The sequence below is a fragment of the Tolypothrix sp. PCC 7712 genome (assembly GCF_025860405.1).
GTDB classification, from domain to species: domain Bacteria; phylum Cyanobacteriota; class Cyanobacteriia; order Cyanobacteriales; family Nostocaceae; genus Aulosira; species Aulosira diplosiphon.
Genome location: NZ_CP063785.1, coordinates 7,736,461 through 7,750,835, shown reverse-complemented (window position 1 = coordinate 7,750,835; position 14,375 = coordinate 7,736,461). Strand labels below are relative to the sequence as shown.

The 14,375-nt window shown below is 44.4% G+C and carries 12 protein-coding genes; 6 read left to right on the top strand and 6 right to left on the bottom strand.

Features of this window, described 5'->3' with window-relative positions; translation table 11 throughout:
• The first annotated feature begins 117 nt into the window (after nt 1–117).
• A complete protein-coding gene (locus HGR01_RS31440) occupies nt 118–894 on the top strand; it encodes an ABC transporter permease (protein ID WP_045868324.1) in 777 nt (258 codons plus the stop codon).
• Between the two features lie 238 nt (nt 895–1,132).
• Nucleotides 1,133–1,663 (top strand): CAP domain-containing protein, encoded by a 531-nt coding sequence (locus HGR01_RS31435; protein ID WP_045868326.1) that lies wholly within the window; start codon nt 1,133–1,135, stop codon nt 1,661–1,663.
• Nucleotides 1,664–1,853: 190 nt separating this feature from the next.
• On the opposite strand, the gene HGR01_RS31430 is transcribed toward HGR01_RS31435, so the two are convergent.
• Nucleotides 1,854–2,648, bottom strand: coding sequence for a Ycf66 family protein (locus HGR01_RS31430; RefSeq protein ID WP_045868327.1), 795 nt, complete (start codon nt 2,646–2,648; stop codon nt 1,854–1,856).
• A 450-nt stretch (nt 2,649–3,098) separates the two neighbouring features.
• On the opposite strand from HGR01_RS31430, the gene gndA reads away from it, so the two are divergent.
• Nucleotides 3,099–4,526 carry an NADP-dependent phosphogluconate dehydrogenase gene (gndA, locus tag HGR01_RS31425; protein WP_045868329.1) on the top strand — a complete coding sequence of 476 codons (1,428 nt, stop codon included), beginning with the start codon at nt 3,099–3,101 and terminating at the stop codon, nt 4,524–4,526.
• A gap of 638 nt (nt 4,527–5,164) precedes the next feature.
• A complete protein-coding gene (gene miaB, locus HGR01_RS31420; protein WP_045868331.1) occupies nt 5,165–6,529 on the top strand; it encodes a tRNA (N6-isopentenyl adenosine(37)-C2)-methylthiotransferase MiaB in 1,365 nt (454 codons plus the stop codon).
• 287 nt (nt 6,530–6,816) lie between these two features.
• Here miaB and HGR01_RS31415 read toward each other — a convergent pair whose 3' ends face one another.
• Both HGR01_RS31415 and HGR01_RS31410 read right to left on the bottom strand, forming a co-directional pair.
• Nucleotides 6,817–8,568: an ABC transporter ATP-binding protein gene (locus tag HGR01_RS31415; RefSeq protein ID WP_045868332.1), complete on the bottom strand. Its 1,752-nt coding sequence runs from the start codon at nt 8,566–8,568 to the stop codon at nt 6,817–6,819.
• Nucleotides 8,569–8,825: 257 nt separating this feature from the next.
• On the bottom strand, nt 8,826–9,563 hold the full coding sequence (locus tag HGR01_RS31410) for a hypothetical protein (RefSeq protein ID WP_045868333.1): 738 nt from the start codon (nt 9,561–9,563) through the stop codon (nt 8,826–8,828).
• A 309-nt stretch (nt 9,564–9,872) separates the two neighbouring features.
• Here HGR01_RS31410 and galE point away from each other — a divergent pair, with 309 nt between their 5' ends.
• Entirely contained in the window at nt 9,873–10,871 is a 999-nt protein-coding gene (gene galE, locus HGR01_RS31405) for a UDP-glucose 4-epimerase GalE (RefSeq protein ID WP_045868334.1), read from the top strand.
• On the opposite strand, the gene HGR01_RS31400 is transcribed toward galE, so the two are convergent.
• The 3 genes from HGR01_RS31400 to HGR01_RS31390 all read right to left on the bottom strand — a co-directional run bounded on the left by HGR01_RS31400 (nt 10,853) and on the right by HGR01_RS31390 (nt 12,948).
• Nucleotides 10,853–10,987, bottom strand: coding sequence for a hypothetical protein (locus tag HGR01_RS31400; RefSeq protein ID WP_255325154.1), 135 nt, complete (start codon nt 10,985–10,987; stop codon nt 10,853–10,855). The two genes, galE and HGR01_RS31400, sit on opposite strands and share 19 nt — an antisense overlap.
• A 148-nt stretch (nt 10,988–11,135) precedes the next feature.
• The gene (locus tag HGR01_RS31395) at nt 11,136–11,747 is read right to left on the bottom strand and encodes a hypothetical protein (RefSeq protein WP_045868335.1); all 612 of its coding nucleotides are present in this window, start codon (nt 11,745–11,747) and stop codon (nt 11,136–11,138) included.
• Nucleotides 11,722–12,948: a sulfite exporter TauE/SafE family protein gene (locus tag HGR01_RS31390; protein WP_045868336.1), complete on the bottom strand. Its 1,227-nt coding sequence runs from the start codon at nt 12,946–12,948 to the stop codon at nt 11,722–11,724. Before HGR01_RS31390 ends, HGR01_RS31395 begins: the two co-directional genes overlap by 26 nt.
• Nucleotides 12,949–13,283: 335 nt before the next feature.
• On the opposite strand from HGR01_RS31390, the gene HGR01_RS31385 reads away from it, so the two are divergent.
• Nucleotides 13,284–14,342 carry a M20/M25/M40 family metallo-hydrolase gene (locus HGR01_RS31385; protein ID WP_045868337.1) on the top strand — a complete coding sequence of 353 codons (1,059 nt, stop codon included), beginning with the start codon at nt 13,284–13,286 and terminating at the stop codon, nt 14,340–14,342.
• Nucleotides 14,343–14,375: the final 33 nt, after the last annotated feature.

Here is a 14,375-nt window from a genome sequence, read left to right as displayed (position 1 = left end):
GTGTTTGGTGTTTGTTATTTCCCCTATTCTCCTTGTCCCCATTACCCCTTATCCCCAGAGGGGGCCCCGAGTTCCCCAGTCCCCAATCCCTAGTCCCCAATCCCCAGGAGGTAACTAATGCCAGATTTGATCAAATTAGATTTAGCTGATTTAGCGATCGCAATTGGCTTGATGGCGATCGCAGTTGGTTTATCTGCTTGGGAAAAGTTAGGGCTAGAGTTGAGCTTGGTTTTCGCTACTGGAAGAACTATTCTCCAGCTACTCGTCTTGGGATACGTTTTGGACTTCATCTTTGCTGTAAACAACGTTTGGGGGGTTTTGGCAATTTTAGTAATCATGCTGACGATTACGGCGATTGTCGCACGAAACCGCATCAGTCAAAAACTTCCCCTTGTGTTGCCTTGGGTGTGGGGGTCAATTTTTGTTAGTACAGCATTGACTGTGCTTTATAGCATCTTTTTGATTATTCAACCAGAAAGATGGTACGAACCAAGGTATATAATTCCGCTAGCTGGGGTAGTTTTAGGTAATGCCATGAATGCAGCTGCGATCGCAGGGGAACGTCTGGTAAATACCATCAACTCTTCCCATTTAGAAATCGAAACTCACTTAAGCTTAGGCGCAACTCCCCAGCAAGCTATTACCCAGTACCGCAAAGAAGCCATTCGCGCTGGCTTAATGCCTACCTTAAATCAAATGATGCTCATCGGTATGGTTGCACTCCCAGGAATCACCACCGGACAATTACTCGGTGGCGTACAACCCCCCGACGCTGTATCCTACGAAATTTTATTGTTATTCATGGTTGCTTTTGCGAACTTGCTCACAACACTGTTAGTCACCAGAGGTTTATGTCGTCAGTTTTTCAACTCCACCGCCCAATTGGTAAGGTGATGAGGGGGATGAGGGAGATGAAGAAGATGAGGGAGATGAGGGGGATGAGGGGGATGAGGGAGATGAAGGGAAATAACAAACACCCAATTACCCATTACCCATTACCCATTACCAAATGCCAACCTCCCATTTTTGTTACATTTGTTTGTGAAAGTGGAAATCAAGCAGCAAGAAGTATTCCGTGACTAAGCAAATATACCGCAGGATATTGCAGCGCCAAAGCCATTTATCGAAAATAATGGGAGCAGGATGGATTGCGATCGCACTTTGTTTAACAGGATGTGAGCAAGCGATCGAGTATTTGCCACCCTTACCACACATTGAAATCCCATCCAACAAACCACCACAACCGCCACAGCCAGCACAAACTCCCCAAACTGCCGAAATTGAGTCACAAGTTCGCCAACAAATTAACCAAGTACGCCAAAAAAATGGGCTTCAGCCTTTAAAAAATAATGAAAAATTAGCGCAAGTAGCCCGCAATTACAGTCAGCAGATGGCAGAAAAAAACTTCTTCAGCCACACCGGAATTGATGGTAGTACCCTCAGCGATAGAGTCAGCGCTGGCGGAATCTCCTATTGGATGGTAGGAGAAAACTTATTTAGAAGCAAAAATATTTCTCAGCCTGTACAACCTGCCGTTGATGGTTGGTTAAAAAGTCCAGGACACAGAGAAAATATTCTCCGTCCAGTCTTTAGAGAAACAGGTGTAGGAGTGTGGCGTAAGGGTAATACCTACATCATTACCCAATTATTTTTACGGGGTTAAAACTACTAGTAGTCTGCCAAACCAAAAATGTTAGGTGGAGGTTGGGTAAAGGTTAAAGGGAAAAGGGTAATGGACAAAAACCTTTCCCCTTTACCCAACTTTGCTGGACTGCAAGATCCCCGACTTCTTAAAGAAGTCGGGGATCTGACCCCTCACCAATTCTCATCACTTTTGCGATCGCCCACTAGATTTAACTAGCTGGATTATTAGGCGGTAGTTGTTCTGGTGGTGCTTCGGCTGGGGGAGCCAGTACAGCATCCGGTGCAACTTCTTCGACGGGAATCGGTTCTTTATCCTCAGCCTCAGTATGTGGTTGTGCAGCTTCCACTAATTCGGGAGATGGGGGATTTGGAGGAATTACTTCTGGTATTGTCTCGCTGGTTGTGGTGGTTTCGTTAGTTGTGACTACCTCATCTACTGGTGTTTCTAGTATCAAAGTGGGAGCTTCACTAGTTGCGTTCACATCCTCTTGTGGTGTTTCTGGTGTAGCTGTGGTGTTGTCAATAATTTCTACAGTAGGCGGAACTTTGGGTGTAGGGGTAGTTGTTGGAGTTTTCGCAACTGGTGAGGTTTTTTTATCAGTTTTTTGGAATCGATTTTTCACACCGCTCAAGGTGTTACCAACACCCTGTTGCAACTGCGCCAAGCGTTCTGTGAGTGACAACTTAGTAACCTGCTGCTGAATAGAAGTTTTCACAGCGTCGGAACTGGGAACAGGTGTTTGTTGGGCCTTTGGTGTCACTTGTCGGCGTAATGAGAAAGTTTGCCAACCAAACCAGCCTAAAAGCGCGACACTAGCTACATGACCCAGTAAAAGACCGCCATTAATACGTGGTGCAAAAACCCATAACATTAAGGCGTAGAATAGCCCTACGCCACTCCAGATAAAGTCATTCTTCCGATGGATTTCTGGAAAAAAGAAAGCTGCTAAATAAATGGTTAAGCTACCAAGGCCCACCGCCAAAGCTAGGACAAATGCCAGCATTATTTGGTTTCTCCTTTTACTAGGGGTTAGGGGTTAGGGTTTAGGGCTGAGGGGTGAAACATCACTCTATTCCCTAGTACAAAACAGCGCCAATCAAGCAACCATTGGAATTAGGCCAAAGCCTTGATAGGCAAAATGTTTGACGTTTGACTTTTGAGTTTTGCTACAACGGGGTTCCCCGCGTAACGTGCTGGCTGCTTTTGACTTTGTCGCAGCAGTACTAGGCCCCATTCTCTAAGTTCCTCGCCCCTTTGATCAGATATTTTAATTTTGCAAATTTTGCAACCTAATTGTTGATTTAGATACAAATTAAAATTAATCACCTATGTTAGCTGCGGATTAATCTCGCTGAGATTAATCCTTTCTTAAGATCTTCTTTAGGAGAGAAGCTAATATCTCGGACTACCCTTAAAGATAAAAGGATCTGCAAGAGTTAGCCAAACATAGTTTATGACCCTACAAAGCTTTGGTGTGATTGGTTTAGCCGTTATGGGCGAAAATATCGCTCTAAACGTCGAGCGTAATGGCTTCCCAATTGCAGTTTATAACCGCTCCAGAGAAAAGACCGATGCCTTCATGGCTCAACGCGCGACAGGAAGGAATGTTAAAGCCGCCTTTACCCTGGAAGAATTCGTAGCTGCACTAGAACGTCCCCGCAAAATCTTGGTGATGGTGCAAGCTGGTAAGCCAGTAGACGCAGTTATTTCTCAACTCAGACCTTTGCTAGACGAAGGCGATATCATTATCGACGGTGGCAACTCTTGGTTTGAAGATACAGAACGACGCACCCAGGAATTAGAGCCTACAGGTTTGCGATATCTGGGTATGGGTGTGAGTGGTGGCGAAGAAGGCGCACTCAATGGCCCATCCCTAATGCCTGGTGGTACAAAAAGCTCTTATGAGTATCTGTCACCAATTTTTAACAAAATTGCGGCTCAAGTCGATGATGGCCCTTGTGTAACTTATATTGGGCCTGGTGGTTCTGGTCACTACGTCAAAATGGTGCACAACGGCATTGAGTATGGTGACATGCAGCTAATTGCTGAAGCCTACGATTTGCTGAAGAATGCGGCTGGACTTGACCATAATCAGCTGCATGAAGTCTTCGCTCAATGGAACACCACCGATGAACTCGATTCATTTTTGATTGAGATTACGAAGAATATTTTCCCTTACATTGACCCAGAAACAAATCTACCTCTAGTAGATTTGATTGTTGACGCAGCAGGGCAAAAGGGAACTGGACGTTGGACTGTGCAGACTGCATTGGAATTGGGCGTTTCGATTCCCACCATCACCGCCGCCGTTAATGCTCGGATTATCTCTTCTATTAAAGAAGAACGGGTAGCAGCCTCGAAAATTTTGACAGGCCCTAGCGGTAAGTATGATGGGCAAGTCAAAGACTTTATCAACAAAGTTCGTGATGCGCTGTATTGCTCAAAAATCTGTTCTTACGCTCAAGGGATGGCGCTGCTATCTACAGCTTCCGCCACTTATAAATGGGATCTGAATCTGAGCGAAATGGCGCGGATTTGGAAAGGTGGCTGTATTATTCGCGCTGGCTTCTTGAATAAGATTAAGAAGGCTTTTAACGAAAATCCAGCATTGCCTAACTTGCTATTAGCTCCCGAATTTAAGCAAACAATTCTCGACAGACAAGCAGCTTGGCGGGAAGTAATCATGACAGCAGCTAAATTGGGGATTCCAGTTCCAGCGTTTAGCGCTTCTTTAGATTATTTTGACAGCTATCGCCGCGATCGCTTGCCTCAAAACCTCACTCAAGCACAACGCGACTACTTCGGCGCACATACCTACCTGCGTACCGATAAGCCTGGAAGCTTCCACACTGAGTGGGTTCCCATTGATGAGAAAAAGTAAACTACATTCTGTGATGGTGTAGAAAGCTTCAATATTTACTTGGTAAGTGGTTCTGATTTTCAGAGCCACTTTTTTGCCTTGTGTTTCAGGCGGAATATTCCATAGCTTAATACGCTTGGGTTCAGGTATTTAGAGATTGATTTGTTAGTTGGTTGAAAGGCAAAGACTTGGGGGATTCTCCCCCAAACCCCCGATTGGGTGACGGTTGCGTCCCCCAAACCCCCTCCAAAATTAGGCTGCTGTTTTTTGTGTTTTTTTGTTGAGTAACTAGTTTTTGAGGTTTGTTGTCGATTAATTTCAAGACTTACGCAAGCAAAATTTGTCATTGCGACCGAAACAAAGTGTAGGGAAGCAATCCCAGAATCTCAGGCGATTACGTCGCTGCGCTCGTAATGACGTAATTACGTGACTTTTGCGTAAGTCCTAAATTTTTTTAACTGAAGTGTATTGTTTATTTTTGTATGTATGGCTGTTTTCGTTTATGCATCACATCATAGGGAACAATGCTGTGCCCTAATAATGATCTGTATTCTCAGCAATTGAGAACCGCTATAAACTTTATAATCATCCTTCCGTATTGTTTTTGATAGATTAGAAAGAAAGCTTATATAATTTACGCTGACTTATCATAATTTCCCATGACAACTTCTAAACGCCGCTATCACATTACTACTTTTGGTTGCCAAATGAATAAAGCCGACTCAGAGCGCATGGCTGGCATTTTAGAAGACATGGGCTTTGAGTTTGCTGAAGATGCCAATAATGCAGATCTGATTCTCTACAATACCTGCACAATTCGGGATAATGCCGAGCAAAAAGTATATTCTTACTTGGGTAGACAAGCCAAGCGCAAACACGAGCAACCTGATTTAACTTTGGTTGTTGCTGGTTGTGTTGCTCAACAAGAAGGTGAGAGCCTGTTGCGGCGTGTCCCCGAATTAGATTTAGTGATGGGGCCGCAACACGCTAACCGCCTCAAAGATTTGCTGGAATCGGTATTTGAAGGTAATCAAGTTGTGGCTACTGAGCCAGTTCATATTATGGAAGACATCACCCAGCCGCGACGGGATAGTAAAGTTACCGCTTGGGTGAATGTGATTTATGGCTGTAACGAACGCTGCACTTATTGTGTAGTTCCTAATGTGCGTGGTGTAGAACAATCCCGCACGCCGGAAGCCATTCGTGCTGAAATGGTAGAGCTAGGAAAGCAAGGTTACAAGGAAATTACTTTACTGGGTCAAAATATTGATGCTTATGGTCGTGATTTACCAGGGGTGACACCAGAAGGACGACATCTGCATACCTTCACAGATTTACTGTATTACGTGCATGATGTGCCAGGAGTTGAAAGAATACGTTTTGCTACTAGTCACCCTCGTTATTTTACTGAGCGATTAATTAAAGCTTGTGCGGAATTACCCAAGGTTTGCGAACACTTCCATATTCCCTTTCAATCTGGGGATAACGAATTATTAAAAGCGATGGGGCGTGGTTATACCCATGAGAAATATCGCCGCATAATTGACACCATTCGCCAATATATGCCAGATGCATCGATTAGTGCAGATGCAATTGTCGCTTTCCCTGGAGAGACAGAAGCACAGTTTGAGAATACCTTGAAACTGGTAGAAGATATTGGCTTTGACCAATTGAATACAGCCGCCTATTCTCCCCGTCCTGGTACACCAGCGGCTTTATGGGAAAATCAGTTGAGCGAAGAAGTCAAAAGCGATCGCCTACAAAGATTAAATCATTTAGTGGGCATCAAAGCAGCCGAGCGATCGCAACGTTACTTTGGACGCATTGAGGAAGTTTTAGTAGAAGACCAAAACCCCAAAGATCCAACTCAAGTAATGGGACGCACAGGCGGTAATCGTCTGACTTTCTTTACTGGCGATATTAAAGAACTCAAAGGACAATTAGTGAAAGTCAAAATTACTGAAGTTCGCGCCTTTAGCTTAACTGGCGAACCTATAGAAGTGCGCCAAGCTGTTTCAGTTTAGGCATAGTTCGTAATACCCTGCGGTACTCCTACTCTACGAGAAGGGCTACGCCCAACGGAGAACTCGGAGAGTAGGTTTTGCTCATCTACGTAATTCGTAATTACGAATTCAAATTAAGGTTAAGGGTTAAAGGTTTTTTCCTTACTTTTTCCTATTACCCTTTTTCCCGTTAACCGACAAGTATTGATATAAATGCGATCGCTTCTGGTAAAGCCGACTTAAACTAGCTTCATAGCATCGAATTTACGTGCTGCATCTTTGGATTCCAAACATCAAACACCAAAAAACTAACGTAGTAATTCCTCTATTTGATGTTGACTCCACAAAGTTCTGTAAAGGCCTTCTTTTTGCACAAGAGTTAAGTGAGTACCTATTTGGACTATTTTCCCCTTTTCCATCACAAAAATTCGGTCAGCAGCAGCCGCCGCCGATAGTTGATGCGTAATAAAAACGACAGTTTTCTTGACTGTACCAGTCGAAAGATTTTTGAGGATTTGGGTAGCTGTTTGATTATCGACGCTAGAAAGAGCATCATCCAAAATTAACACTGGGGCATCAACTAACATAGCTCTAGATAAAGCAGTACGTTGTCTTTGACCTCCAGAAAGAGTAATCCCCCGCTCACCAACTATAGTGTCATACTTTTGGGTAAAATTGTTAATTTCTGATTCAATTTGCGCCATCTTCGCTACGTATTCTACATTTTCTTGCTCGCTAAGTGGGTCGCCGTAGCGGATATTATTTCTAATGGTGGTGCTGAACAGAAAACTATCTTGGGGGACATAGGCGATCGCAGCTCTTAAATCGGCTAAGGCTATTTTGGTAATGTCCGTTCCATCTAGAAATAACTGTCCTGGCTCAATTTCTAATAAGCGAGGTAAGGCGTTGGCTAAGGTAGATTTCCCAGAACCAATAGCACCAACAATTGCCACGGTTTCCCCAGGATTAATCGTGAAGTTGATATTATCTAAAGCTGGGGTGGTAGCGCCTGGATATGTATAGGTGAAATTTTTGGCTCTCAGTTTCCCTTTAACTTGGGTTTTTGGTAGATGAACAACATCATCTGCATCTTGAATTTTGGGTGTAACGCTGAGAATTGATTCTAAGCGATCAATACTCACCTCACCTCGTTGGTAGGCGGTAATGGTAAACCCTAACAAAGCAGTGGGAAAAACTAAACGCTCGACATAAATTAGGAGTGCTAAAAAATCCCCCACAGCTAGGTTTCCCGCCGCAATGCGGGATGCTCCCAACCAGAGAATTATCAGTGAACTAATATTGGCTAAACCCCCAATCAGGGGAAACAGTGTATTGCGGCTTTTTGCGAGTTCCAAGTTAGCCGTCAATAGCTGCTGATTTTTCTCGGCGAAGGCGCGACGTTCGTTTTCTTCTTGAGCATAAATTTTAATTAAGGCAATACCACTAATATCTTCTTGAATGAGTTCGCTAATGTCAGATAGTTGTTCTTGAACTACAGTTTGTTGTTTACGTAGGCGATCGCTAAACAAATGCACCAACAAGAACATTAAGGGGTATACTGCCAGCGAGGCTAATGTCAAATCTACGCTAATTGCCAACATCACAGGCAATGTTAGAACGTAGGCAAAAAATGTATTTGCTAAACTCAGGACGGCAAAACCCAACAACCGCTTGATATTTTCGACATCACTAGTAGCCCTACTAATTAAATCACCGATAGTATGTGTGGCGAAGTAAGAAGGCTCTAGCTTCAGTAAATGTTCAAAAATCCGTTGTTTTAAATCAAATTCTACCTCTCTTCCCACTCCGAACAGCCAAATGCGGGAAGACATCCGAATTAACCACATTGCTGAACTGAGCAAGAAAATGACGACTACGTAATTGAGAATTTCATACCAGTCGAAATTTGTTGAAAGTCTGTCAACGCAACCGCGAATCAACCAAGGTATATAAACGCCTAATCCATTGACAGTCAGCAAAGCTATAATGCCTAAAATTGCCTCCCGCCAATGGGGACGCAGGTAAGCACTGAGTTTAGCAAGTCGTCGAGATTGTAACATTCAGAACTAGCACAGAGCAGGGAAGTGGGGAGCAGAAGATGAGCAACTCAAAATTCAAAATTGAGAAATTTTGAACGCCAGTCACTTCTCCCAAAGGGAGACGCTACGCGAACAAGTCGGGAAACCCCCCCATAGCGCTGGCTCTTATTGCAAGCAACACTACTCACCCTCCTCCTATTCTGACAGAAATAACAATTTAAATAAGGCCAGCCACCAAGACATAGTGCTTTGGCCTTGCGATTAATGACCTTTTAGGCTTATCCTTGACGACCACGCAAGAAAATATAAATCTGGTTAAGATAACTTTCCCAGACTTGGGTTGTTACTTGCAGGGTTTCGGCACTTGGTACAAAGTCTTCAATGCGTAAACCACGGTTTCTGATGTCCTGAGGATTCTGCAACAAATAAGGCGGGACTTTCACACCAAATTGATTTAAAGCTATGGTTGACTGACTCATATCAGCTGGAGGTAGAATACCATTCGCTGCCACATCAGAGACATTACCGATGGTATTTGCTGGGCCTAAAGCCACCAGAGTTTCTGAATCAGGAGTTAGTTGGGAAGCCGCAGACGCTAACCTCATATACTCAACTCTTTCGAGCGCTGCTAACTGAGGATTACCCACCGTTGCAACAGGTGTCCTGACTAAAAAGTAAGCAATAGCGGGTGTACTTGCTAACAGTAAAATTGTCAGCGCCCAACCTAGTAAATATCCTCCTGGTTTATCGATTCCACCCCCCTTGATTCTCTGTGCCGCGAAAATCAACATCAAGACCGATGCACCTAGAGGTTTTAGTGGAAATGATACCATCCTCCACAAAGATGCTACAGCTGGTTCGTTAGGGTTCAGAAACGCCAGGGCTACAACAATCAACAGGATGACTATGACTAATCGTCCCACAAAATTCCCCGCAGGATAGAATCTTTGGAACAAAGAGTATACAACAGTGCCAATTAATAGCCAAAGTAGTACTCGGCTTAACAGTAGAAACATAGTAGATTAACTCTCAAATTTTCCGATGCAGTGAGCCATTGCGGTAGACGGGGTTCCCGACATATAGCAAATAGCATTCCTTTAAGGGACAGCCTCAAGGTTTCGGGCAGCGGATTTATTTTCTCGTCAAATTGTAAACGCACTGTTACCTGACTTAAAATACCTCACACCTCACACCCAAAGACTACCGTCGTAGTGATTTTAGTGCAATTTTTTGACACTGCGTCTATTATTTAAAATTTTCCCAATGAGTAATGAGGCACCAGTACATTAGATTAGTTGAGTAACTGTAACTCAAAAGGATAAACTATGTCACCGGAAAAGCCCACTATTTTAGTGACAGGAGGAGCAGGATATATCGGTTCCCATACCGTGTTGGCCCTGAAGCGAGCAGGTTATGAAGTGGTAATACTTGATAACCTCGTGTATGGACATCGTGACTTAGTAGAGCAGGTGTTGCAAGTAGAGCTTGTAGCTGGTGATACTGCCGATCGCCCTTTACTTGATAAATTATTTCAAACCCACAATATTACGGCAGTGATGCATTTTTCTGCCTACGCCTACGTGGGAGAATCAGTTACAGACCCAGCAAAATACTATCGCAACAATGTTTTAGGTACCCTGGTGTTGCTAGAAGCGATGCTAGCGGCATCTGTTAAGAAATTTGTATTTTCTTCTACTTGTGCAACCTATGGAGTGCCAGAAGTTGTACCAATTCCCGAAAATCATCCCCAAAATCCGATTAATCCCTATGGCGCTACCAAGTTAATGGTAGAGCGGATTCTTTCTGACTTTGATACTGCCTATGGTTTAAAATCGGTGCGTTTCCGCTACTTTAACGCTGCTGGTGCCGATCCTACCGGACTACTAGGAGAAGACCACAACCCCGAAACCCATTTGATACCCTTGGTATTGCTGACAGCTTTAGGTAAGCGGGAATCGATTTCTATTTTCGGTACAGATTATCCCACACCAGATGGTACTTGTATTAGAGACTACATTCACGTGAGCGACTTAGCAGACGCTCATGTTTTAGGATTGGAATATTTATTACAAGGCAACGACAGCGAAGTCTTTAATTTAGGCAATGGTCTAGGCTTCTCAGTAAAGGAAGTAATTTCCGCAGCCGAAGATGTAACCGGATTAACCATCCCAGTCAAAGAATGCGATCGCCGTCCCGGAGATCCACCATCCTTAATCGGCAGTAGCGAAAAAGCCCGCAAAATCCTCGATTGGCAACCCCAGTATCCAGCCATCAAAGATATCGTCCTCCACGCCTGGCAATGGCATCAAAAGAGGCATAAATAATGGGCATGGGGCATGGGGCATGGGGAATGGGTAATGGGTAATGGGTAATGGGTAATGGGTAATGGGTAATGGGTAATGGGTAATGGGTAATAGTAATTTCTCCCCTGCTTCCTCATCTCCCTCATCTCCCTCATCCTCCTTCCTCATCCCCCTTGTCCCTTTTTTCCTTTTTACCTTTTCCCCAGTCCCCAATCCCCATTACCCCTTATCCCCAGAGGGGGCCCCGAGTTCCCCAATCCCCAATCCCTAATCCCCAGTCCCCAATCACCTCCGCCGCTTCTGCATGACAGCCAGGACAATACCTAACGTGGCAAACACAGCGGCGGCGATCGCCCACAAGGGTAAGGGTGGAGATTGAGTTTCTATGGCTTGATTATTGACAGGTTGATTGACATTCTGGGGAGCTTGTGGTATAGTTTGCGAACCTGATGCCACAGTAACTTGAAACTTTAACTCAAAAGGTTTGAAGCTTTCCCCAGAAGTCGGTTTACCAGTAAGTGCCAGCTGATAAGCCCCTGGCTTGGGAAAGGTAATTTCTGTACCTGGCGTATCTTTGTAACGTTCAGCAGACACAGGTTTTAAAGGAGGTTCTAACAGAGGTGGCTCTTGTGGTGTATGGGGTTCAGCATAAATAGCCAACCGACAATCACAATCTTTAAGTGCGATCGCTTTTCCACCTTTGCGAGTGAGTGCAAACCAAGCTTTTGCAGGTTGTCCCGCTTGGGGATTATCATTCGGTTCAATATGTAGAGTGCCACCAACATCTGCGGAGATTTTCACTGAATGAGCAGAAGCGGCGTTAAGGGGAGTTAAGGATAGCAGTAATAAGAAAATTAAAGGAATAGAAGATTTAGCGTGACTTAGTTGGGGGAACATAAAATTTTGCTAAGGTTAACTTTGACCAAAAACAACGTGAACGCAGCAGCAACACACAAAGGGTAACAAACCCAACTGTAGCTACTGCTAGTTTATTTCCCCCAGTTGATTGTGAGGAACCCAAATAATGGGAACCAATTATAACTGCATGAATTACGCTTAACAGCAAAGCTGGCACACTTAATAGATGAATTTGTCGCCAACGCTTGCCTAAAGATTTTTGTACCCAATCAAAACTTGTCAAGGCTGCTGGAGTCATCAATACCAAAGCGACAGCACCAGCAATTATGCTCCACTGAAAATCTGGTTGTAAAAACCAAAAGGCAGCAAGATTCCATTGCAATAAATGTTCCATCATGTGGAAAGTGTGAACCACAGACAGCACAAATGCTCCTACTCCTAAAGCACGGCGATAACGTAGGGGTGATGCCCAAATTCCACTAATGGGACGAGCAATTAGGGCTAAAATCAAGCAAAATAAAGCAGCGTGTCCGGTGTAATCGGCCATTGTGTCGCCGGTTCGCAGCAAAGTAATTGCCCCAATTGCCAGAGTTACCCAACCACCGAGGCGAAATAACTGACTACGCTTGTCTTGGCTTACCAACGACGCAGAAATTCCTGCGCCTAACATCATCGGTAGGGTTCCCAAGCCAAAAGCCAGCATAGTTGCTGCACCCATCCATAAATTGCTAGTTTCGGCAGCTTTGATTTGGGCAGCATAGAGAAAACCACAAGGCATTAAACCCCAAGTCATGCCCAAAAGTGCTGGTGTCCACCATTTGGTTTGTAAGGAAAGGTTGAACATTCCTTTACTGAGATGATTATGTAAGCCTCCTTGTAATAAAGGATGTAAAACAGGAATTTTTGGCAGCAAATCTGGTTTGATTTGCCCTAAACCAAACCAAATCAGCATCAAACCAGTGATAATGGCCATCCAGCGACGTAAATCGCTACCAACGCCAGCTACCTGTCCCCCCTCTAGTAACACTGAACCCAGCGCCCCAATCCCCGCGCCTACTAGGGTATAACTCAACATTCGCCCTAGATTCAGCAAAAGATGAAATTTTAACTGCTGTCGCCAATCAGAATTTTCTTGCTGATGTGATAAAGAGAATGCCATTGTTAAGGGGCCACACATCCCAAAACAATGTCCGAAACTGCCCAAAAAACCCAGGATGATGATGAGTGATAAATCTAGCATTGGGGATTGGGGACTGGGGACTGGGGACTGGGGACTGGGGAACTCGGGGCCCCCTCTGGGGATAAGGGGTAATGGGGATTGGGGAACTCGGGGCCCCCTCTGGGGATAAGGGGTAATGGGGATTGGGGAACTCGGGGCCCCCTCTGGGGATAAGGGGTAATGGGGACTGGGTAAGGGAAGAAGTAATCTTGTACAGACGCGATTAATCGTGTCTCTCCAACTCAGCACTACCTACTGCGGAAATTTAGGGGAAATTGTTGACTCTGTCAAAAGACGAGCTGTCAAACTTGCTGTTTGCGCTACCTTAAGAGTCTGAGAAGCAAGGATAAACCCACATGAAAAAATGGATTTGGCTGGTGCTGTTGCTTTTGGTGGTAGTTGTAATTGTAAGTAGTAAAGGTACTGCGAAAAATCAGTTAGTTGATAGACCTTCATCATCGGTAATTGTTGAGCGCATCCCAGCCGAAAAGATTCCCACACAGAAGTCTTTGCCAGTAGCTAATGATTTGCAAGTGTCTGCTGACAAGCTATTGAAACATATTCAAAATTTGAATTTTCCCCGTTACACGATCGCAGCGCGATCGCGCACTCGCACTTATATTACAACTGAACTGAGAAAATTAGGCTGGACACCTAAGTTAGAAAAATTCTCTGAGGGGATAAATATTGTTGCTGAACGCCCAGGAACTAAAAAAGCGGCTGGTGTAATTTTAGTGGGAGCGCATTATGATACAGTTGCTGTCTCTCCTGGGGCTGATGACAATGCTAGTGGTGTGGCTGTAATGCTGGAAGTTGCCAGAATTCTTGGTTCACGTCCCACACCCAGAACATTGCAACTAGCTTTTTTTGATCGCGAAGAAGGCGGACTTTTAGGCAGTAAGGCTTTTGTGAGCAAAGCAGAACGCTTGCAAAACCTCCGAGGTGTCATCGTTATGGATATGGTGGGTTATGCTTGCTATACTGCCGGATGTCAGCAATATCCTACAGGGTTACCAGTTACGCCACCTAGCGATCAGGGCGACTTTTTAGCAGTAATTGGCGATACAGAACATTTACCTTTATTAAATGCCTTTCAAAACTCGCAAACAATCTCCCCAACTGCTGTAAATAAAGCAGATACCAATCTCCCAGCAGTGCTGAAATTGCCTATTCCGCTTAAAGGCTTGGTTGCACCAGACACCCTACGCAGCGATCATGCGCCGTTTTGGTATCAAGGAATCGGTGCTGTATTGGTAACGGATACAGCTAATCTGCGTACTCCTCACTACCATGAGCCTACTGATATACCAGCAAATATCGAGCGATCGTTTTTCACAGGTGCAGCGCAAATCGTCTTGAATGCTACTAATACATTGTTAGAGAGTGAACAGGATTTAGCGACTCAACCATCATAAATTTTTGCAACCTACATTTATAAGGAGACTCGT

Bases quoted from the DNA above. Each gene is read 5' to 3' on its own strand.
- HGR01_RS31385 (WP_045868337.1), top strand. From the start codon at position 13,284: ATGAAAAAATGGATTTGGCTGGTGCTGTTGCTTTTGGTGGTAGTTGTA.
- HGR01_RS31440 (WP_045868324.1), top strand. From the start codon at position 118: ATGCCAGATTTGATCAAATTAGATTTAGCTGATTTAGCGATCGCAATT.
- miaB (WP_045868331.1), top strand. From the start codon at position 5,165: ATGACAACTTCTAAACGCCGCTATCACATTACTACTTTTGGTTGCCAA.
- gndA (WP_045868329.1), top strand. From the start codon at position 3,099: ATGACCCTACAAAGCTTTGGTGTGATTGGTTTAGCCGTTATGGGCGAA.
- HGR01_RS31395 (WP_045868335.1), bottom strand. From the start codon at position 11,747: ATGTTCCCCCAACTAAGTCACGCTAAATCTTCTATTCCTTTAATTTTC.
- HGR01_RS31435 (WP_045868326.1), top strand. From the start codon at position 1,133: ATGGGAGCAGGATGGATTGCGATCGCACTTTGTTTAACAGGATGTGAG.
- HGR01_RS31410 (WP_045868333.1), bottom strand. From the start codon at position 9,563: ATGTTTCTACTGTTAAGCCGAGTACTACTTTGGCTATTAATTGGCACT.
- HGR01_RS31415 (WP_045868332.1), bottom strand. From the start codon at position 8,568: ATGTTACAATCTCGACGACTTGCTAAACTCAGTGCTTACCTGCGTCCC.
- galE (WP_045868334.1), top strand. From the start codon at position 9,873: ATGTCACCGGAAAAGCCCACTATTTTAGTGACAGGAGGAGCAGGATAT.
- HGR01_RS31390 (WP_045868336.1), bottom strand. From the start codon at position 12,948: ATGCTAGATTTATCACTCATCATCATCCTGGGTTTTTTGGGCAGTTTC.
- HGR01_RS31400 (WP_255325154.1), bottom strand. From the start codon at position 10,987: ATGAGGAAGCAGGGGAGAAATTACTATTACCCATTACCCATTACCCAT.
- HGR01_RS31430 (WP_045868327.1), bottom strand. From the start codon at position 2,648: ATGCTGGCATTTGTCCTAGCTTTGGCGGTGGGCCTTGGTAGCTTAACC.